This is a genomic window from Brevundimonas sp. AVps5, from assembly GCF_058681515.1.
In genome coordinates, this window is record NZ_CM178740.1 from 2,668,364 (window position 1) to 2,686,439 (window position 18,076).

Annotated in this window: 20 protein-coding genes; 8 read left to right on the forward strand and 12 right to left on the reverse strand. The window is 68.5% G+C overall.

The genetic code is table 11. The annotated features are described in order from the left end of the window. Window positions 1-109: 109 nt before the first annotated feature. On the reverse strand, window positions 110-3,085 hold the full coding sequence (locus ACW18A_RS13475; RefSeq protein ID WP_492022222.1) for a tetratricopeptide repeat protein: 2,976 nt from the start codon (window positions 3,083-3,085) through the stop codon (window positions 110-112). A gap of 216 nt (window positions 3,086-3,301) precedes the next feature. Here ACW18A_RS13475 and ACW18A_RS13480 point away from each other — a divergent pair, with 216 nt between their 5' ends. Then, window positions 3,302-3,505, forward strand: coding sequence for a hypothetical protein (locus ACW18A_RS13480; RefSeq protein ID WP_492022223.1), 204 nt, complete (start codon window positions 3,302-3,304; stop codon window positions 3,503-3,505). A gap of 58 nt (window positions 3,506-3,563) precedes the next feature. Continuing rightward, window positions 3,564-4,085, forward strand: a complete 522-nt coding sequence (locus ACW18A_RS13485) for a pyridoxamine 5'-phosphate oxidase family protein (RefSeq protein WP_492022224.1) — start codon at window positions 3,564-3,566, stop codon at window positions 4,083-4,085. 65 nt (window positions 4,086-4,150) lie between these two features. Here ACW18A_RS13485 and argF read toward each other — a convergent pair whose 3' ends face one another. The 4 genes from argF to ACW18A_RS13505 form a co-directional block, all read right to left on the reverse strand. After that, window positions 4,151-5,065, reverse strand: coding sequence for an ornithine carbamoyltransferase (gene argF, locus ACW18A_RS13490; RefSeq protein ID WP_492022225.1), 915 nt, complete (start codon window positions 5,063-5,065; stop codon window positions 4,151-4,153). Window positions 5,066-5,251: 186 nt separating this feature from the next. After that, a complete protein-coding gene (locus ACW18A_RS13495) occupies window positions 5,252-6,433 on the reverse strand; it encodes an aspartate aminotransferase family protein (protein WP_492024398.1) in 1,182 nt (393 codons plus the stop codon). 298 nt (window positions 6,434-6,731) lie between these two features. Next, a complete protein-coding gene (locus tag ACW18A_RS13500) occupies window positions 6,732-7,553 on the reverse strand; it encodes an ABC transporter permease (protein ID WP_492022226.1) in 822 nt (273 codons plus the stop codon). Between the two features lie 53 nt (window positions 7,554-7,606). Continuing rightward, a complete protein-coding gene (locus ACW18A_RS13505) occupies window positions 7,607-7,801 on the reverse strand; it encodes a hypothetical protein (RefSeq protein WP_492022227.1) in 195 nt (64 codons plus the stop codon). 210 nt (window positions 7,802-8,011) lie between these two features. On the opposite strand from ACW18A_RS13505, the gene gcrA reads away from it, so the two are divergent. After that, window positions 8,012-8,530, forward strand: coding sequence for a cell cycle sigma 70 cofactor GcrA (gcrA, locus tag ACW18A_RS13510; RefSeq protein ID WP_492022228.1), 519 nt, complete (start codon window positions 8,012-8,014; stop codon window positions 8,528-8,530). A 224-nt stretch (window positions 8,531-8,754) separates the two neighbouring features. Here the strand turns inward: gcrA and apaG are convergent, their stop codons facing one another. After that, window positions 8,755-9,159, reverse strand: a complete 405-nt coding sequence (gene apaG / locus ACW18A_RS13515; RefSeq protein WP_492022229.1) for a Co2+/Mg2+ efflux protein ApaG — start codon at window positions 9,157-9,159, stop codon at window positions 8,755-8,757. An 89-nt stretch (window positions 9,160-9,248) separates the two neighbouring features. Here apaG and ACW18A_RS13520 point away from each other — a divergent pair, with 89 nt between their 5' ends. After that, entirely contained in the window at window positions 9,249-10,271 is a 1,023-nt protein-coding gene (locus ACW18A_RS13520) for a 2'-deoxycytidine 5'-triphosphate deaminase (protein WP_492022230.1), read from the forward strand. Between the two features lie 124 nt (window positions 10,272-10,395). On the opposite strand, the gene ACW18A_RS13525 is transcribed toward ACW18A_RS13520, so the two are convergent. Both ACW18A_RS13525 and ACW18A_RS13530 read right to left on the reverse strand, forming a co-directional pair. Beyond that, window positions 10,396-11,706: an MFS transporter gene (locus ACW18A_RS13525; RefSeq protein WP_492022231.1), complete on the reverse strand. Its 1,311-nt coding sequence runs from the start codon at window positions 11,704-11,706 to the stop codon at window positions 10,396-10,398. Further along, the gene (locus ACW18A_RS13530) at window positions 11,690-12,166 is read right to left on the reverse strand and encodes a cupin domain-containing protein (protein ID WP_492022232.1); all 477 of its coding nucleotides are present in this window, start codon (window positions 12,164-12,166) and stop codon (window positions 11,690-11,692) included. The genes ACW18A_RS13525 and ACW18A_RS13530 overlap by 17 nt, the downstream gene beginning before the upstream one ends. Window positions 12,167-12,214: 48 nt before the next feature. On the opposite strand from ACW18A_RS13530, the gene dapE reads away from it, so the two are divergent. Continuing rightward, window positions 12,215-13,402, forward strand: a complete 1,188-nt coding sequence (gene dapE, locus ACW18A_RS13535; RefSeq protein ID WP_492022233.1) for a succinyl-diaminopimelate desuccinylase — start codon at window positions 12,215-12,217, stop codon at window positions 13,400-13,402. Here the strand turns inward: dapE and ACW18A_RS13540 are convergent. From ACW18A_RS13540 to ACW18A_RS13550, 3 genes are all read right to left on the reverse strand, one after another. Further along, window positions 13,399-13,623 carry a hypothetical protein gene (locus ACW18A_RS13540; RefSeq protein ID WP_492022234.1) on the reverse strand — a complete coding sequence of 75 codons (225 nt, stop codon included), beginning with the start codon at window positions 13,621-13,623 and terminating at the stop codon, window positions 13,399-13,401. The two genes, dapE and ACW18A_RS13540, sit on opposite strands and share 4 nt — an antisense overlap. Window positions 13,624-13,661: 38 nt before the next feature. Continuing rightward, a complete protein-coding gene (locus ACW18A_RS13545; RefSeq protein ID WP_492022235.1) occupies window positions 13,662-13,811 on the reverse strand; it encodes a hypothetical protein in 150 nt (49 codons plus the stop codon). Between the two features lie 84 nt (window positions 13,812-13,895). Then, window positions 13,896-15,212 (reverse strand): amidohydrolase, encoded by a 1,317-nt coding sequence (locus ACW18A_RS13550; protein ID WP_492022236.1) that lies wholly within the window; start codon window positions 15,210-15,212, stop codon window positions 13,896-13,898. A 92-nt stretch (window positions 15,213-15,304) separates the two neighbouring features. Between ACW18A_RS13550 and ACW18A_RS13555 the strand changes: the two genes are divergently transcribed. Beyond that, window positions 15,305-15,649, forward strand: coding sequence for a hypothetical protein (locus ACW18A_RS13555; protein ID WP_492022237.1), 345 nt, complete (start codon window positions 15,305-15,307; stop codon window positions 15,647-15,649). A 5-nt stretch (window positions 15,650-15,654) separates the two neighbouring features. On the opposite strand, the gene ACW18A_RS13560 is transcribed toward ACW18A_RS13555, so the two are convergent. Beyond that, window positions 15,655-16,056 carry an SRPBCC family protein gene (locus ACW18A_RS13560; RefSeq protein ID WP_492022238.1) on the reverse strand — a complete coding sequence of 134 codons (402 nt, stop codon included), beginning with the start codon at window positions 16,054-16,056 and terminating at the stop codon, window positions 15,655-15,657. 253 nt (window positions 16,057-16,309) lie between these two features. Between ACW18A_RS13560 and ACW18A_RS13565 the strand changes: the two genes are divergently transcribed. Further along, on the forward strand, window positions 16,310-17,605 hold the full coding sequence (locus tag ACW18A_RS13565) for an MFS transporter (protein ID WP_492022239.1): 1,296 nt from the start codon (window positions 16,310-16,312) through the stop codon (window positions 17,603-17,605). A gap of 37 nt (window positions 17,606-17,642) precedes the next feature. Next, the gene (locus ACW18A_RS13570; protein ID WP_492022240.1) at window positions 17,643-18,074 is read left to right on the forward strand and encodes an SRPBCC family protein; all 432 of its coding nucleotides are present in this window, start codon (window positions 17,643-17,645) and stop codon (window positions 18,072-18,074) included. Window positions 18,075-18,076: the final 2 nt, after the last annotated feature.

Genomic DNA, 18,076 nt, shown 5'->3' on the forward strand with positions numbered 1-18,076 from the left:
GTGGGCGCTCAATGGGCGGGGTTTGAACGGAAGGTCAATCCGACGCACCGTGCAAACGAAAGATCGGGCTCCCCGCCTTCACGGGGATGAGCGGAAATCAAGTCAGGGTCTAGGCGAGCGGCTCCAGGGCGAAGGCCTCGGCCTGGGCGCGCGCGGTCTGACGGGCGGCGGCCGGAAGGGTCGGGGCCAGCCGGTCGACGGCGGCCTGGGCCTGCGGATCGCCGGCGCGCGCCGCGATCAGATACCAGCGGTAGGACTGGGTCGGGTTCGGCGCGATGCCCTCGTCGCCGTTCTCATAGATGCGGGCGACATTGTACTGGCTGTCGACGAGGCCGAGGTCGGCGGCCTTCCTGAGCCAGTCGAGGGCCTCGGGCCGGTTGCGGGCGCCGCCGACGCCCTCGAACAGATACATGCCGAAGGCGTGCATGCCGCGCGCGTCGCCGCCCTCGGCCGCGCGACGGGCCCACAGCCGACCTTCCTGGTCGTTGGCGGTGACCCCGTTTTCGCCGGTCTGGTAGAGGCTGACGAGCTTCAGCTGGGCCTGGGGTTCGCCGAGATTGGCGGCGCGGGTGAGAGTTTCGACGCCGGCCGGGTCGTTGCGGTCCAGCTGCTCCAGCGCCTGGGCGTAAAGGGTCTCAGCCTCGGTCGCATCGGCGGGTGCGGCCTCCAGCGGCGCATCGGTCGGGCTGAGCGCCAGGGCCGCGATCGGGGTCGCTTCAATGTCGGTCGGGGCGCCGCCGAAGACCTGGTTCAGGTCGGCGATGTCATAGCCGGTCACGCGAGCGAGCGAGATGACGCCGGCCACGATGGCCACGCCGGTGACCGAGGCGAGCAAGGACATCTTGACCGTGCCGTCGCGCGACGCCTGTTTGTCCAGACGCTCCTGCAGCCGCGACTTGCCGCCCTTCTTCATACCGCCCAGGCCGAAGCCGGAGCGGGGGGTGACCTCGGCGACGGCCGGGGTGTTCATCGCGGCGCGGGCGGCAGAAATGGCGTCGCGGGTCGAGGCGGCGCGACCCGTCGCGGCACCGCCGACCAGGCCGGCGCGCAGGCGGCGGGCGTCGACGAACTCCGTCTCGGCCGCGAAATCGTCGTCGCCGCCGTCGTAGGCGCGCGGCGAAGGAAAGGCCTCGGCGACCGGGCCGGCGAAGGCGGGTTGCGGCGCGACCTCTGCGATGGCGTCCAGGGCGTCGGTGACGTCTGCGCCGCCGAAACCACCAAAGGGTTGAGCCGCCGAACCGAACGGGGCCGGTTCGGGTGCGACCGGTTCGAACCGGCGTGGCAGGGCGTCGAAGCTGTCCTCCGCCGGCAGGGTCGACGCGACCACGGGCGCGGATGCGAACGCCGGCTCCGGGGGGGCCTCGGGGAAGGGTTCGATGTCGGCAGCGAGGGAATCGATCGACCAGCCGTCCTCCGGCGAGGCGAGATCCTCGGCAGGGAAGGCGGCGGCGCGCCAGTCGGGCTGGGCAAACTCGGCAGCGGCCAGTGGCTCGGCCTGGGGCAGGGGCTGGGGCGTCGGGTCGAAGGCGGCCGGCTGGGTCAGACGCTGGTCGAGCGTCTCGCGCGCCTCTGCCAGCAGTTTCGCCGTGCGTTCCTCGGACAGCCGCATCCGCTCGGCCAGTTCGCCGGAGGCGCGGTCATAGCGCTGCCCGATCCGGTCGGAGCCCTCGACCATGCGGCGGCCGATGTCTTCCAGCGCCTGGGCGGACTTGCGCTCCGACTGGGCGATTCGGTCGGCGAGCCGATCGGAGATTCGGGTGATCTCGACACCCAGCTTCTCCAGGGCGATGGCGTGCTGGTCGTCGGCGCGGTTCAGCCGGTGCTCGATCGCCTGACCATAGCGGCCCATGTCCGAGGCGATCTTGTCCGACAGGGTCTTGGTCAGGGCCTGTTCGAACTGGCCGAGGCGCGAGTCGCCCGCCGTCTCCATCCTGTCGACCCGGCTGTCCAGGTTCTGGGCGATACGCAGGACCTCACGGCCCATGGCGTCGATCCCCTGGGCCGAGCGCTGCTCGGCCGACCGGGTCTGTTCGCCCAGCGAGGCGATGGTCGCCTCGATACGGGCCATGCGGCCTTCGCTCTCGGCGGTCTCCAGCCGGCGCATCATCTCGGTGCGGTTGGCGTCGACCTGACGCGACAGGGTCTCGGCCAGTTTCTCGAAACGGGCAGACTCTCGCGAGCCTTCCGGTTCGACGCGGGTCTCGGCGGCGCGCAGCCGCTGGTCGAGACCGGCGAAGGAGCGCTCCAGATTTCGCAGGGCCTCGGTCGTCTGGCCCTGTGCGGCGTCAAGACGTTGGCCGACGCGCGCGAGAACGTCTGCGCCCACGCCCGGGCCGGCGGCCTTCTCGACCGCCTCCAGTCGCGACAGCAGGGTCTGGCCGTGGGCGCGGTTGCGCTCCTCCAGATCGTAGAGACGGCTGGTCAGGGCGGCCACGGCCGTATCGGTCTTGCCCGAGGCGTCGGCCTTCTCGACACCTTCGAGACGCTGGCGCACCTCCATCAAGCCGGACCGCTGGCGCTCCTCGATGTCGTAGAGTCGACCGGCGAGACCGCCCACGGCCTGCTCGACCTTGCCGATGGTCTCGGCGGTCTTCGGACCGGCATCCTGTTCGAAGCGACGAAGGCGCTTGTGGCCCTCCTTCAGTTCCTCGGAAATGTCGTCGATGCGGCGGCCGACCTGGCCGGCCTGCTGGTCCTGCGCCTCCATCTTGCGCACCAGGCCGGCGACGGCCTGATCGACGCCCTGGATAGCGATGGTCGAGCGACGCTCGGCGGCTTCGAGACGGGAGGCGATGGCCTCGACCGAGGCGGCGACGCGTTGCAGGGTCTCGTCGTCACGACCATAGCTGCGGGGTTCCGGCTCATAGGCGTCGTCCAGGCGGCGCGAGCGGCCGCGACGGTCGAACATCTCGGCGGCATGAGGACGGCGCGGCAACGGCGAGACGCCGTCGTCCTCGTCGTCCATAATCATCGTGTTCAGCCACTCGCCCAGCGTCATGCCCGAGCGGCGGGCCAGATCCTTGGCCACCTCACGCGCTTTCGGGTCGATACCCTTCACGCTCCAAGGCGCAGCGGCTGCGCTCACTGATTCGACTCCCGACCCATAGGCATCACGCTAATCGCCCATATCCGGGGTGTAAACGTGTGGTTAACCCCAACATCTTGACGGTTGCCCATTCACCTGTGGATAGGCCCCGTCGCAGCTCATCTCATCGGGCCGACGTGGTTAACGAGCGGTGAAGATTAATATCCCTGAAAGGGTTTGCTTGCGCTTGCGGGGCCGGGCCGCCACATCGCGCCCATGTCGATGACCCTGACCCTTTCCCTGCTCGCCGGAGCCCTGATCGTGGGCGGCTTCGCCGGCTGGCGCGGTGCCCGGCCGAGTGATTTCCTCAGGCCCCGGATGGTGCCCTGGCGTTTCATCATGCTGCTGGCCGGGGCGCTCGCCTTCCTGCTGCTCATCCATCTGGGAACACTGCTGGGCGTGACGCCTCGACAGGGATGACGGAACGGCATGGCGGCTGGGCGGTTATCCCGGCCGAACAATCATGCAGGAGCCGAACATGGCCGACGAACCCCTCTCCGCCGCCGACGCCGAAAAGGAATTCTGGAAGCACCTGAAGGATTCCAACACCGGCATGCTGGGCATCGACACCCCCGGCTATCACTCCCAGCCGATGACCGCCTACCGCGAGGAAGCGACCGGCACGATCTGGTTCTTCACCCGCGACAACACCGACCTGGCGAAGGACGCCGGCGTTGGAGGCGTCGGGGGCGGCGGCCAGAGCGCCATGTTCCACTATGGCTCCCGGGATCAGAACACCTGGGCCTGCATCCACGGCGAACTGTCGGTTCAGGGCAACGACCGCGAGATCATCGACCGCTACTGGAACCCTGTGCTGGCCGCCTGGTATCCGGACGGCAAGGAGGATCGCCACCTGACCATCCTGCGCTTCGACGCCGACGTCGGCCGGGTCTGGGTCAACAAGGGCGGACTGGTCAGGTTCGCCTTCGAGATCGCCAAGGCCAATCTGACGAATACGACGCCGGAGGCCGGCGGCGTCGCGGACGTAAACCTGCAGTAGGTCAGAGCGGCGAAGAGATCAGGGCGCCGTTTCGCGACGGCGCCCTTTTCATGCTTGCAAGCGGCTCAGCCCGCGAAACACCAGGCCAGCACGGCCTTCTGGGCGTGGATGCGGTTTTCCGCCTCGTCCCAGACCAGCGAGCGCGGCCCGTCGATCACCGCGTCGGTGACCTCCTCGCCCCGGTGGGCGGGCAGGCAGTGCAGGAAGACGGCCTCCGGATCGGCCAGGTCCATCAGGGCCTCATCGACCGTGTAGCTCTCGAACGCATGCAGGCGGGCTTCGTAGTCGCCGTCGCCCATAGATACCCAGGTGTCGGTGATGACGACGTCGGCACCCTTGACCGCATCACGGGGGTCCGAGGTCAGGCTGACCGCATGGCCGCCCTTGGCGAGATCATGAAGGTTCGGGTGATACTCCGCCGGGCAGGCCACGTTCAGATGGAAACCCAGCTTCGGCGCCGCGTGCATGAAACTGTGGCAGACGTTGTTGCCGTCGCCGATCCAGGCCAGCGTCTTGCCCTCGATCGGACCGCGCCGCTCCTCGATGGTCATGATGTCGGCCAGGATCTGGCACGGGTGCGAACGGTCGGTCAGGCCGTTGACCACCGGCACGGTCGAGACGCGGGCGAAGCGTTCGACGTCCTCATGACTGTTGGCACGGATCATCACCGCATCGACCATACGCGACAGGACGCGGGCGGTGTCCTCGACCGGCTCGCCGCGCCCCAGCTGCATGTCCGAGGCCGTGGCGATGATCGAGTCTCCGCCCAGCTGGCGGATGGCGGCGTCGAAGCTGAACCGGGTGCGGGTCGAATTCTTCTCGAAGATCATCGCCAGGACGCGATCCCTGCCCGGCGCGTCGACGTCGACCCAGCCCTGGGGCCTTCCCTGGCGGGCGGCCTTCCGGGCATGGGCGTCGTCCAGGATGGCGCGCAACTCGACGGCCTCCAGCCGGTGGATGTCGAGGAAGTGTCTGACCATGTTCGATCTCCTCCCTCTCCCGTCGGGAGAGGGCTTGAGCGCCCGAGAGCCTTCAGGCGATCGGCCTTGCGTGAAAGGGTGAGGGGTTAAGGTGCGAACCGGTGAGGGCAAAACCCCTCACGCCGTCGGCTGGCGGATCGCTGCGCTCTCCGAGCCCCAAGCCCTCTCCCGCCGGGAGAGGGAGGGTCATGCCGCCGCCTTCGCCTTGCTCCGCGCGGCCTCGCAGGTGCGCTCCAGCTTCTCGACAGCCTCGCGCGCCTCATCCAGCGTCAGGTTCAGGGGCGGCAGCATACGCACGCAGTTGTCGCCGCCGCCGGCGATCAGCAGATGCTGTTCGTCGCGCGCCCAGCCCATGAAGTCGCGGTTGTTCGGGACCAGCTTCATCCCGATCAACAGGCCCTTGCCGCGCACGTCCACGATCACATCGGGGAAGCGTTCCTTCAGCCCGTGCAGCTGCTGCTTCAGGTAGCCCGCGATCTCGTTGACGTTACCGAGAATGTCGGCCGAGTTGATCGTCGTGAAGGCCGCCAGACCGACCGCCATGGCCAGGGGATTGCCGCCGAAGGTCGAGCCGTGGGCGCCGACTGTCATCCCCTTGGCCGCAGTCGTGGTGGCGAGGCAGGCACCGACGGGGAAGCCGCCGCCGAGCGCCTTGGCCACGGCCATGATGTCGGGGGCCATCCCGGCCCATTCGTGCGCCCACAGCTTGCCGGTCCGGCCCATGCCGCACTGGACCTCGTCGAAGATGATCAGCACCCCATACTCGTCGCACAGGTCGCGCAGGCCACGCAGGCAGACATCCGGCATGGCCCGGCACCCGCCCTCGCCCTGCACCGGCTCGACGATGATCGCCGCGGTGGTGGGTTCGGCGATGGCGGCCTTGAGCGCCTCATGGTCGCCCCAGGTCAGCTGGTGGAAGCCCTGCATCTTGGGGCCGAACCCCTCGGTATAGCTGGGGTTCGCGGCGGCATTGATGGCCCCGTAGGTCCGGCCGTGGAAGGCCCCGTCGAAGCCGTAGATGTCGATCCGCTCGGGCTGGCCGTTGGCCGAGTGATATTTGCGCGCCGTCTTCAGCGCGCACTCGACCGCCTCGGTGCCCGAGTTGGTGAAGAAGACCACGTCGGCGAAACTGGCCTCGGTCAGGGCGTCGGCCAGTTCCTCCTGGCCCGGAATCTTGAAGATGTTGGAGACGTGCCACAGCTTCTCGGCCTGGGCCTTCACCGCCTCGACCAGCACGGGGTGGGCGTGACCCAGACCGTTGGTCGAGATGCCCTGGACGCAGTCCAGGTACTCGGTTCCGTCTTTCGCCCACAGACGCGCGCCGCGCCCGCGTTCCACTTCCAGCGGCGCGCGATTGTAGACACCCATCAAATGACCGGACACGGAAGACCTCCAAAAGAAACGAAGCCCCGGCGCGGTTGCGACGGGACTTTTCAGGAATTTCCGTTGTCGGATGGGAGCGGGGGTGAGTCAACTCACACACCCTATGCTTTCGTCATCCTCCGGCCAGCCGCCGCTTGGCGGCGCTGACCGGGGGACCCAGCGGCGCCGAAGCGCAGCGAAGGCGACAAGGCACAAGCAGGGTCATCCGCAACAGGTTCGCGCTCGCGCGCGCCACTGGGTCCCCCGGCCTCGCTGCGCTCGCCGGAGGATGACGAAAGTTGGTTCAGCTTTTCAGCCGCCAGCCGGACTTGAACACCAGCCAGCACGCCACCGCCAGGAGCACCGTCAGGCCTGCCGACATCACGACCCCCACGAGAAGGTCACCCTCGGCATGGCCGATGAAGCCGTAGCGGAAGCCGTCGATCAGATAGAAGAAGGGGTTCCAGTGGCTGATGGCCGCGAACGGCGGAGGCAGGTTCTCGACCAGATAAAAGGCGCCCGACAGGAAGGTCATCGGCAGGACGACGAAGTTCTGGACCGCCGACAGCTGATCGAACTTCTCGGACCACAGACCGGCGAGGACCCCCACCATTCCCATCAGCAGGGAGGCGATCAGGCTGAAATACAGGATGGCCGCAAGATGGGTCACGCCGAGTTTCGCGAACGGCATGACGCAGACGGCGGTGACCAGACCGACCACGATGCCGCGGGTCGCGGCGCCCAGGGAGAAGCCGATGGTCAGCTCCAGCGGGCTCAGGGGCGGCGTGAGAAAGTCGGTCGATGTGCCCATGATCTTGGCCTGGATCAGGCTGGACGAGGCATTGGCGAAGGCGTTGTTCAGGATGGCCATCATGATCAGGCCCGGGGCCACGAACTCGGCGAAGGGGGTGCCGTGCAGCGGCGGCCGCGCGCCCTTCAGCGCCACGACGAACACTAGCATATAGAGCAGGGTCGTCACCACCGGGGCGGCGACCGTCTGGGCCCCGACCTTCCAGAAGCGGCGAATCTCGCGCAGATACAGGGTCTGCACCCCGATCCAGTTGACCCCGGCGTAATGGCGCGGCGTGGGAAGGCCGGAAGGCCGCGTCGAGGCGAGATCGGTCATGGCCGTCAGATGCGGCCGCGTGACGCGGCGCGCAAGGGGTCAGGCACCCGACCTCAACCGACGGGGTGGGCCCTGCGCCGCGCCTCGTCCGCCTCGGCGATCAGGCGCAGCCCGGAAATCTCTGCGGCGTCCGGCGTCAGGGTGATGGCGAGCGGGGGCGGATCGACCACCCGGACACAACCGTCGCCCGCCAGGGGCGTCAGGGGTTTGCGGGTGATTGGCGGGTCTTTGGCGTGGGTATCGGGCATCTGTCGTCAACCCGGCGCAGGCGCGCCCGTTCCATATCGCAGCGCCGGGTCCGCCCGGAGAACGCCGATTCAAGATGTAGTTCCTGTGGACGACTGATTCGCACATCTTGCGTCTGTTAAGGTCTCGTTTACGATTAGTTGTGGCTGACGAGACCCGGGAGGGACCTCAGGCGCCAAATGTTGAATCAAAACTGTTCCCCGGAGGGTGGCATGACCGCAGGCTGGACCGAAGATCGCGTCGGAGCGTTGAAGAAGCTCTGGCTGGAGGGGCAGTCGGCCTCGCAGATCGCCAAACAGCTGGGCGGCGGCGTCACCCGCAACGCCGTCATCGGCAAGGTCCACCGCCTGGGCCTGTCGGGCCGGGCGACGCCGTCGCAACCGGCGCGCACCGCCACCACCTTCCGCCCGGCCCGCACGCGCACCACGCCCCCGGCCCAGCCGTCGGCTCCGCGTCGCATCGAGGCCGCGCAGCCCGCGCCGCGTCCGGTGGCGGCCGCCCCGTCGCTGCCCGCCGTCGCCGAGATGCCCGGCACCGCCACGGTGATGACCCTGGGTGCCCACATGTGCAAATGGCCGATCGGCGACCCGTCCTCGACCGAGTTCAGCTTCTGCGGCCGCCGGGCCTCGGAAGGCGTCTATTGCGTCGAACACGCCCGCGTCGCCTACCAGCCGCAGATGAAGCGCGGCGGCAAGGAAGAGCTGGCCCGCAGCCTTCGGCGCTACATCTAGCTAAGGGGCGCTACCGCTACGCGCGCGGCGCTTCGCTGCTTGAGCGCGTTCGGTGTCTGGTTCGCCAGATTCGCGCCTTTGTCATCCCCGCGAAAGCGGGGACCCATCCGCCTCGCCAGGGTCCCCTGGCGAGACCGGGGCGGGGCTGCGGTTCTCCGGGTTGACGCAGCCCCCCACCCTCTCTCCTTGCGGGCTACCGCTCGACGCGCTCCCGCCCGGCCGCGCTAGTTCAGAACCCGGCCACCCGGCAGGTCCAGACTGAACGCCGGGATCAGGGCCTCGAACGACCGGCCGTTGGCGTCGGTCATCATATAGGCCCCCTCCATCGACCCTGAGGGCGTCGGCAGGGGGCATCCGGAGGCGTAGGAATAGCTGTCGCCCGGCGCGATCAGGGGCTGTTCGCCGACCACGCCCGGTCCCCGGACCGTCTCCACATGGCCGGTGGCGTCGGTGATGACCCAGCGTCGCGCCAACAGTTGCACCGCCTCCGGGCCGCGGTTCTCGATCTCGACCTGATAGGCCCAGACCCAGCGACCCTCCGCCGGATCGGACTGGCCGGCCAGATAGCTGGGCCGCACGCGCACGATGACGCCTTCTGTTTCAGCCACATAGGGTTGGGTGTCGTGCATGACCCATGGTCGCCCGGCAACGGGATGGTGGCAAGCGGGGTCGCCCCACCCGCTATTTCCGGCGGCGGCCGACGTGTATGGCGTTCTTCATGACTCTCGAATTCCCTACGCCCGGCATCCTGCCCTGCCAGTCCATCGAGGCCCTGATCGCCGCCGGAGCCATCAGATCGGCCACCGCCTGGGACGCCGACCAGGTCCAGCCGGCCAGTCTCGACCTGCGCCTGTCCGACCGCGCCTGGCGCGTGCGCGCCTCCTTCCTGCCCGGCAAGCGGCTGGTGTCCGAGCGGATCGCCGACGTCGAGATGCACCCGATCGACATGACCAACGGCGTCGTTCTGGAAAAGGGCTGCGTCTATATCGCCGAGTTGCAGGAGCGGCTGAGCCTGCCGCCCGGCCTGATCGCCCGCGCCAACCCCAAATCCTCGACCGGCCGCGTCGACGTCTTCGTGCGCCTGTTGACCGATCGGGGCGGCGCGTTCGACGACGTCGACGAAGGCTACGAAGGGCCGCTCTATCTGGAGATCGCGCCCCAGACCTTCTCCATACTCGTGCGCCCCGGCACCCGGCTGAACCAGTTGCGCCTCAAGGCCGGGGAGCCGCCGAAGCTGGAGACCCGCAGCGTCGGTGTCGATCTGCAGGGCGGCGACATCGTCGGCTTCCGCGGCCGTCGCCATGCGGGCGTGGTGGATCTCGACAAGATCGACGGCCACGACCCCAGGGACTTCTGGGAGCCGCTGACCCTGAGGCGCGGCGAACTGCTGCTGGACCCGGGCGAGTTCTACATCCTGGCGTCCAACGAGGCCGTCGAGATCCCGGTCGACCAGGCCGCCGAGATGACCCCGATCGATCCGTCGGTCGGCGAGTTCCGCGTCCACTACGCCGGCTTCTTCGACCCCGGCTTCGGCACCGACGAGGCGCATGGGGCCGGCTCGAAGGGGGTGCTGGAGGTCCGCACCCACGACACCCCCTTCCTGCTGGAACACGGCCAGATCGTCGCCCGGCTGGTCTATGAACCGCTGACGGAACGACCGACACGGCTGTATGGCGAAGGCGGCAGCCACTACCAGCGGCAGGGCCTCAAGCTGTCGAAGCATTTCAGGGCCTGGGGATAATCCTCCCCCGTCGGGGGAGGTGGCTCGAAGCGAAGCGCAGAGACGGAGGGGCTCACCCCGGACGCCGGCGTTCGCGGTTGGCCCCCTCCACCACTTCGTGGTCCCCCTCCCCCGGGGGGGAGGATCAAACCAGCCGATCCGCCTTCCTCAGCCCCGGGAACAACTTCGCCCACACACCCGTCGCCGCCAGCGCCCCGACTCCGCCGAACACCGCCGCGCCGATGGGACCCAGGAACCGCACCATGACGCCGGAATAGGCCTCGCCCAGCTCATTGGACGCCCCGATGAACAGCATCGACACCGAGGACACCCGGCCCCTCATGTGATCGGGGGTCGACAGCTGAATCAGGGTCTGGCGGATGTTGACGCTGATCATGTCGGCCATGCCGCCGACGAACAGGGCCGCCGCCGAGATCCAGACGACCTTCGACAGGCCGAAGACGATGGTGCAGACCCCGAACACCGCGACCGAGGCGAACATCAGCATGCCGCCCCGCCCCGGAATCGGATAGCGGGCCAGGACCAGGGCCATCAGGAAGGCCCCGCCGCCGAACGAGGCCCTCAGCAGGCCGAACCCTTCCGGCCCCACATGCAGGATGTCGCGCGCAAAGATCGGCGTCAGCAGGGCCACCCCCGCGAACAGAACCACGATCAGATCGAGCGAGATGGCACCCAGCACGATCTTCGTGTCCCAGACGTATTTCAGCCCGTCCTTGACCGCCTCCCAGCGGCTGCCGACGGCCTCCATCGGTGCGGGCTTGCCGCTGGTCTTCAGGATCAGGAAGCAGGTCAGGCCGATACCGAACAGGGCCAGCGACACCCCGTAGGCCAGGGGTACGTTGATCCCGACGATCACGCCGCCGAGCGCCGGCCCCGCGATGGCCCCGGTCTGGAAGGCGATCGACTGGGCCGCGATAGCGCGCGGCAGGGCGGCCCGGCCGACCACCATGGGCAGATAGGCCTGGCTGGCCGGGGCGAGGAAGGCTCGTGATGCGCCGAAGCCCACGGCGACCGCCAGCAGGCCCCACAGCGGAGGATGACCGTGGATCGCCATGGTCAGGAAACCCAGCGCACAGGTCCCCTCGGCCACGATGGCCAGGATCACGGTCCCGCGACGATCACGCCGATCCGCCATCTCCCCGGCAGGCAGGGTCAGCAACAGCAGGGGGATGAACTGCGCCAGGCCGACCATGCCGAGGTACAGACTGGCCTGTTCGATCGGATGGTCGCGGCGCGCGATCTCATAGACCTGCCACAGCAGGGCCGAGGACTGGATCTGGATCGCCAGCACCGCCGCGATCCGACCCAGCCAGATCAGGCGGAAGTCGCGGATAGCCCAGGGGTTGGTCCCGTCGGCCCCCGACGGACCCGCAGCCGGCGCGGCCTCGGCGGTCGACCTGGTGATCGGCTCGGGCGGCTCAGGTGCGTCGGTCATGTTTCGGGTAGGGCGTTCCGTCTCGGTGGAAATAGCGGTCCCCGCCGAGCGGCAGGACCATGTCGATGTCGGGATAGTCGGCCCCGTCGCCGCCGGGGGTGCGCGTCCCGACCTCCAGCAGAACCGCCTCGGTGCCGGACCGGTTCTCGATCCTGTGCCCGTTCGGGACCCCGGCCTTGAAGCCCGCGCAGTCGCCGGCCTTCAGCACCGCCTCGCCGTCCTGCTCGATCAGGACCACCTCGCCCGACAGGACCCAGACGAACTCGTCCTCGGTCGTGTGCCAGTGGCGCTGCGATGACCAGGCCCCGGCCGGAAGCCGCAGCAGATTGACCCCGAACTGATCCAGCCCGACAGCGTCACCCAGCTTCCAGCGACGGCGCGGCAGACAGGGACCGGCGAATTCATCCGGATAGCTGGTCCCGTGGCCTGTGGGTGCGGCATCGATGTCGATCTTCGGCATGGCGACTCCTCTTTCCGGCCCGGCGTGATCTCCGTAAAGCATGGCGATATGAGTCCCGCATCAACTCCTGTCATCGATCCTGTCGAACTGACCCGCAGCCTGATCCGCAGGCCCTCCGTCACGCCCGCTGACGAAGGCGCGATGGACACGCTGCAGCGCGTCCTGACCGAACTCGGTTTCACCTGCCGCCGCATGGCGTTCGAGGGTCCGACCGGCGCAGGCGCCGATGCCCGGATCGAGAATCTCTACGCCCGACGCGGAACCGCCTCGCCCAACCTCTGTTTCGCCGGCCATACCGATGTCGTGCCGACCGGCGAGGCTGCGGCCTGGTCCTCCGGTCCGTTCGAGGCGGAGGTCCGGGACGGCGTCCTGTTCGGCCGGGGCGCCGTGGACATGAAGGGCGGTATCGCCGCCTGGGTCGCCGCCGTGTCGCAGGTGCTGGCCGAGGGCGAACCGGCAGGCTCCCTCTCCTTCCTCATCACCGGCGACGAAGAGGGCCCCGCCCTGCACGGCACGAAACGGGTGGTCGAGACCCTGATGGCCGAGGGCGAGGTCATCGACGCCTGCGTGGTCGGCGAACCGTCGTCGCAGCAACAACTCGGCGACATGATCAAGATCGGCCGGCGCGGCTCACTGAACACCTGGATCACCGTCCACGGCAAGCAGGGCCACGTCGCCTATCCCGCCCGAGCGGCCAATCCGGCGCCGGTGCTGGTCAGGCTGCTGGCGGCGCTTGACGCCCATGTGCTCGACACGGGCTACGAAGCCTTCCAGCCCTCGAACCTGGAGATCACCACCGTCGACATCGCCAATCCGGCCACGAACGTCATCCCGGCGGAGGCCCGGGCCCGGCTGAACATCCGCTTCAACCCGGCCCAGACCGGCGACGGCCTGATCGACTGGCTCAACCGCGAGGCCGGCCGGGTCCAGGCCGGGACCGGGCTCCAGATCACCCTCGAACACATGTGTTCGGGCGAAGCCTTCCTGACACCGGTCGGCCCCTTTGTGACGGCGGTCCAGGACGCGGTCGAGGCCGCCACGGGCCTCCGCCCGGAGGCCTCGACCACCGGCGGCACCTCGGACGCCCGCTTCATCCGGGCGATGTGTCCGGTTCTGGAGCTGGGCCTCGTCGGCCAGACCATGCACCAGATCGACGAGCGGGTTCCCGTCGCGGAGCTCGAAGCCCTGACCGCAACCTATCGCCGGGTCATCGAGACAGTGCAGGCGACGGTCTAGTTCAGCGGACCCGTCGGCACCGCCGCGATCAGTTCCAGCTTCGCGATGCGCCGGTCCATGTCGGCCACGACCTCTTCCAGCCGCGCCTTTTCCGAAGCCATGTCGACGGGGGTACCGTCGTCGTAGGTGATCCGCGCGCCTCGCGCGATCAGGTCGAGGCGGTGGATGGCCGTCACGCGCGCGGCCTTGAACCGGTCCAGTTCGGTGTCGGGGGAACTCATCGCCCTCCCCTCGCCGCGCTTGCGTCGCAGGTCAAGCTTCAGGCGAGAACCGCGGCCGCGTGGTTCATCATCACCACCGCCCCGCCCATGGTCGCAAGGAACGATGCGAGGAAGAATCCGGTCTCTCGCCAGAGCTCACGGCGGGGCATGGGCTCGATCGCGGGCAGATGGAAGTTCAAGACCCTCATGGTCGCTCTCCTGGCGTAACCCACGGAGGTTGCGCCCGGTTTCTTGAGCGATCGTGCACGAACGTGGCGAACGCGCCGGTGACTCTATTCGCGCTCCAGGAAACGCAACGCCGACAGGGCGTGGGTCTTCACCCCCAGGACCAGCACGTCCTCGTTGACATCGAACTGGGGCGAATGGTTCGGCGCGGTCGAGGCCGGATCGACCCCGTCGGCGGTGCCGCCGAGGTGATAGAAGACGCCCGGGACTTCGTTCTGGAAATAGGAGAAGTCCTCCGCCACCGTTGTTGGCGGGGTCGCCGGATTGACGTTCCCCTCGCCCGCGGCCTCGGTCAGGACCGGGGCCAGCCAGGCGGACAGGTCCTCGTTGTTGAACACCAGGGCGGCGTTCTGGCGGATCGAAAAATCGGCGGTCGCGCCATAGGCCTCGGCGACATGGTCGATCGCCGCCTCGGCCCGTTTCACCAGGTCGTCGCGCTGGGCCACGTCGAAGGTGCGCAGCGTGCCCGACAATACCGCCTGGTCCGGAATGATGTTGTAGCGGACGCCCGCCTGGACCGTGGCGATGGTGAACACGGTCGGGGTCGTCGTCGGGTCGACGGTGCGTGCTGTCAGGGTGTTGACGGTCTGGATCACCTGTCCGGCGACGGCGATCACGTCGATGCCGCGCCACGGCCAGGCGCCGTGCGTCTGTCGCCCGTGGAGGGTGATATCGACGCGGTCCGACGCCGCCATGAAGCCCTGCGGCCGATAGAAGACCGTGCCCGCCCGGCCCGGCACGACATGCAGGCCGAAGATGGCCTCGACCTTCGGGTTCTCCAGAGCGCCGTCCTGGATCATCAGCCGCGCCCCGCCCAGCGGTTCGCCCGGAGGGGCCCCCTCCTCGGCCGGCTGGAAGAGGAAGACGACGGTTCCGCTGAACCGGTCCTTCATCCCGCTCAACACCTGGGCAGCGCCCAGCAACATGGCGACGTGGGCGTCGTGTCCGCAGGCGTGGGCGACCGGCACGGTCTGACCCTGATAGGTCCCGGTCGCGGTCGAGGCGAACGGCAGGCCCGTCGCTTCCAGCACCGGCAAGGCGTCCATGTCGGCGCGCAAGGCCACGACGTGCTGCGGTCCCGAGCCGGTTCCGCGCAGGACCCCGACGACGCCGGTGCGACCCACACCCTCGCGTACCTCGATGCCCATCTCGCGCAGATGTCCGGCGACGAAGGCGGCCGTGCGCGTCTCGGCGAAACCCAGTTCCGGGTGGGCGTGCAGGTCGCGGCGCCAGGCGATGACGTCGGCCTCGACGCCTTGGGCCGCCGTCGCGATGTCGGTGCCGGGGACCTGGGCCAGGGCGGGAGCGGCCATGAGGGTCAGGGCTGCGGCCCAGATGGCGGAGTGCGCGGCGATGCGGATCATGAAAGCTCCCGGGAAGGTGCGGGATGATGACGGTGTCGTGCCCGCCGAAGCAAGCGACTTGCGTCACGCTGCGCCTTGACCGACATCAGGGCATGGCCATCAAGACCTCGAAGACGAAATGGCGCGACGTCATCCTGGTCTGCAGGAAGTGCCAGAAGAAGCTCGACGGCGGCTTCGGGCCCCACGGCGACAAGAGCCTGAAGAAGGCGCTGAAGAAATATCTGAAACCCGGCGACGGCAAGGGCCGAAAGGCCGAGCTGGCCGTGATCGGGACAGCCTGTTTCGACGTCTGTCCGAAGAATGCCGTGGTTTGCGTCAATGCGTCAGAGCCCAAGGCCCTGCTGATCGTCCCGGTCGGCGCCGACCTGTTCGAGGTCAAGGCCCGGCTGCGCCTCGACGACGGGCGACGGCTGAAACCGACGCTGACGATCGTCTAGAGCCCTCACCCCACCGCCTTCTCCATCGCGGCTTTGATCGCGTCGGCTCCAGCGTTCATCATCGCCTCGACCCGCTCGCCCGGCCCGTCCGGGAGGAAGTCGACGATCCAGATGAACCGGCACCGGTCCTCGCCCTCGGGCACGAGGGCGTTCGAGGCGCTATGGTGTTCGAACAGGTCGGCGAGGATCGAATACACGATGCGGCGATGCTGGTCGTCGATGGCGATCAGCCGTTCACGCAGCACCAGCCCGCCCTGGAACATGACGGTCCGAACGTCGCCCTCGACCACGGTGTCGAGGATGAGGCCCGGCGCGACCTTCGTATGCAGGGCGCCGAAATCGCGCAGCCGGTCCCAGACGAAGTCCGCCGGTGCCTCAATGATCCGTTCGATATGGAGGGTTGCCATCTCTCTCTCCCGTTCGGCGGCAAGGTGGCGGACCTGTCGCCCGATGTCTCGCGGCAATCGACAATATCGCCCAATCCTCCCCCCATCGGGGGAGGTGGCTCGTAGCGCAGCGAAGAGACGGAGGGGGCTCACAGCGAACTCGGTGTCCGTGGCCGGCCCCCTCCACCGCGGAGCCTGTCCTCCGGCCGAGCGAAGCTCGGACCGGGGGGCGGTCCCCCTCCCCCGATGGGGGAGGAAAGGCTATGCATCTCGAATGTCGCCCCGCTCCCCCGCCTTCATGATTCTGTTCGCCGTCAGCCTGATCGCGACGGCGGGGAACATGGGGCTGCAGTCGGTGCTGCCGGCCATCGGACGCGAGTTCCATCTGGCCGACACCCTGGTCGCCGGGGCCTTCGCCATCTCGGCTCTCATGTGGACGATCACCTCGCCGTTCTGGGCCCGGTGGTCCGACAGGATCGGACGCAAGAAGGTCATCCTGATCGGCCTGGCGGGATTTGTTGTGTCGATGACCGGGTTCGGTCTGGCGGCCACATCGGGCATCGAAGGCTGGCTGGGCGCCGGCGTCGCCTTCATCCTGATGGCGACGGCGCGGACCATCTACGGCGTGTTCGGCTCGGCCTCGCCGATCGCCTCCCAGGCCTATGTCGCCGACCGCACCAGCCCGGAACAGCGGACCCAGGCCATGTCGCTGCTGGCCTCGGCCCAGGGCCTGGGCACGGTCATCGGGCCGGTGCTGTCGCCCTTCTTCATCCTCCCGCTCGTGGGGCTGGCGGGACCGATGTACGTCTATGCCCTCGTCGGCCTGGTCGTGCTGCTGGTGGTGTGGTTCAAACTGCCGAGCGGCGAGGTGATCCGCACCCCCTCGCCCAGCGGGCGCCGTGGCGACGCCGCCAAGGGCCTGTGGCGCGACCCGCGCGTGCGCGACTTCCTGCTGTACGGCCTGTTCATCACGGGGGCGCAGGCGGTCAACATCTCGGTGCTGGGCTTCCACATCATCGACGAGCTGGCGGCCACCGGGATGGACGCCCGCCAGGCCCAGCCCTTCATCGGCCTGGCCATGTTCGCCGGCGCCCTCGCGACCCTCATGGTGCAGTGGGGATTGATCCCGCTGCTGAAGATGCAGCCGCTCCAGTTGATGCGCTGGGGGGGGATCCTGGCCCTGGTCGGGAATCTGATGACGATCGCGGCCCCGGCCTATTTCGGCGTGGTCGTCGGCTATGCCGTCGTGTCGATGGGTGTCGGTTTCGCCAGACCGGGCTTCACCGCAGGCGCCTCGATCGCGGTCGGGCCGCACGAGCAGGGTGCGATTGCCGGGCTGATGATGTCGCTGGCGGGGCTCAGCTTCCTGGTGCCGCCGGTCGCGGGAGTGGCGCTGTACGAGCTGGTCGAGTGGGCGCCTTTCGCGGCCAACGCAGCCCTGCTGGCAGCCGGCGTGGCCCTGGCCTACCTCAGTCCGGTGCTGCGCTTCGACCCCACGCCCGGCGTCGAGGACAACCCCGCGCCCGACGCCCCGCCGGCGTCCCAGCCGGGGCCGGAAGGCAACCGTTAGGCTTGCGTCGTTCCAACCGGCTTGCGACATCGTCAGTATGACCTTCAAGATCGAGAAACGCGTCGGCGTCCGCGCCCCTTCCGACAGGATCTGGGAGGTCATCGCCGACCTGCCGGGCTGGGACAGCTGGAACCCGGTCGAGACCGGCGTGAGCGGTACCATCGCATTCGGCGGCCAGATCAATCTCACCGAAACCATCGACGGCCTGCCCGGGCGCGAGGTCACGGGCCGTGTCGCCGACTGGCAGCCGAACGCCCAGCTGGTCTGGACCGAGAAGCGCGGGTGGCTGTTCAACGTGGTCCGCTACTACGAGATCGAGGAACTGGAGCGCGGCAGCTGTATCGTCGCAAACGGCTTCATCTTCTCCGGCTTCCGGGGCGAAGGCTTCTACGAAAAGCACCGGAAGACGATCCGCACCGCCTGCGAGACGATCGGCGAGGCGCTGCGACTAAAGATCGACAGCGTCTAAAC